Genomic DNA, 1,423 nt, shown 5'->3' with positions numbered 1-1,423 from the left:
GGTGTGAGCACTAACGGTGTCCGGCGCTGAGCGCCCCTGGCGAGCCAACCGCCGAAGAACTCGAATGCGTTGATGCCGATGGCCTCGTGCGCTGGCGGCGGGCGCTGTTCGGGGAAGAGATGAAATCGGACGACACGTCGCGGACCGGATGGCGCATCATGCGCCCATGACGACGACCTCCGGCTCCCATACCACCGCCCTCACCACCGAGCTGCGTTACCTCGCGCTCGGCGATTCCTACACGATCGGCGAAGCCGTGGATGAGGCAGGCCGCTGGCCGATGCAGCTGGCGCGCCTGCTGCGGCAGGAAGGCGTGCTGATCGGCGACCCGCGCATCATCGCCACCACGGGCTGGACCACCGACGAGCTCGATGCCGCGATCACCGCCGCCGAGCCGCTCGGCGAACACGACTTCGTCAGCCTGCTGATCGGAGTGAACAACCAGTACCGGGGCCGCGGCGTGGAGGAATACCGCACCCAATTCGCCGCCCTACTGTGGCGCGCGATCGGCTTCGCCCGCAATCGTCCGGAACGGGTGCTGGTACTGTCCATCCCCGACTGGGGCGTCACCCCGTTCGCCACGCAATCCGGCCGAGATGTCGCGCAGATCGCGCGCGAACTGGATGCCTACAACCTCGCCGCGCGCGAGGTCTGCGCGCCGCGCGGCGTCGCCTTCGTCGACATCACCCCCGTCAGCCGTGCACGCGGCGCGGAGCCGGCGATGCTCGCCGATGACGGCCTGCACCCGTCCGCCGCGATGTACACCGAATGGACGCGGCTCGCGTTTCCGATCGCACATCATTCGCTCGTGTAGCGTGCGCCATGCTCACGACGCGTGGTGATTGCTCCACGCGCAGCTCTGAAAGATCCCTGCTTCGTGCGCGCGGCGCACGCTACATTCGCGTCGCGCTTGAGCCCCCTCTCCCACCGGCGACCGTAGGAAGTCCCTGCGGGAGAGAGGGGTTGGGGTGAGGGTTGGCGGAGTGGTGATGGGTCGGCGGCACGCAGACCCTCATCCGGCGCTGCGCGCCACCTTCTCCCGGAGGGAGAAGGGTTTAGGGACCGCAGGCTGCGCGATCGCCCACGTAGCGTGCGCCATGCGCAGGGCGCGGGGATCCACCGCTAACGCATAGACTTTCACCGTGCCATGACCGCCGCGCGTGAACCCGTCATCGCGGGTCGTGCGCACCGCGCACGCTACGCGGCCGCGATGTCCGTCATGGGTACCGGATTCGGTTCCGGCAACACGGTGCGATAGCCCTGCGCATCCAACCATGCCAGCAGCTGCGCCAGGATGGCCACGTTGTGGCCGTGCGCCGCGCCTTCGTGCAGCAGCACGATGGCGCCCGGATGGATGTCGCGGGTGATCCGCGCCAGCACCTGGTCGGGTCGGCAGTTCACACCATCGAAGCCGCGTGCACTC

Annotated in this window: 1 protein-coding gene and 1 pseudogene; one reads left to right on the top strand and one right to left on the bottom strand. The window is 68.5% G+C overall.

All coding sequences use genetic code 11. The features are described from left to right. Nucleotides 1-166: 166 nt before the first annotated feature. Nucleotides 167-814 carry an SGNH/GDSL hydrolase family protein gene (locus AC04L7_RS18650; RefSeq protein ID WP_435996268.1) on the top strand — a complete coding sequence of 216 codons (648 nt, stop codon included), beginning with the start codon at nt 167-169 and terminating at the stop codon, nt 812-814. A 383-nt stretch (nt 815-1,197) separates the two neighbouring features. On the opposite strand, the pseudogene AC04L7_RS18645 reads toward AC04L7_RS18650, so the two are convergent. Further along, nucleotides 1,198-1,423 (bottom strand): annotated as a pseudogene (locus AC04L7_RS18645) (hypothetical protein); the annotation flags it as partial.

Source organism: Pseudoxanthomonas sp. LjRoot204_2 (assembly GCF_056175765.1).
Note: the sequence above shows the minus strand (reverse complement) of the source record. Positions and strands in the feature narration are given on the sequence as shown.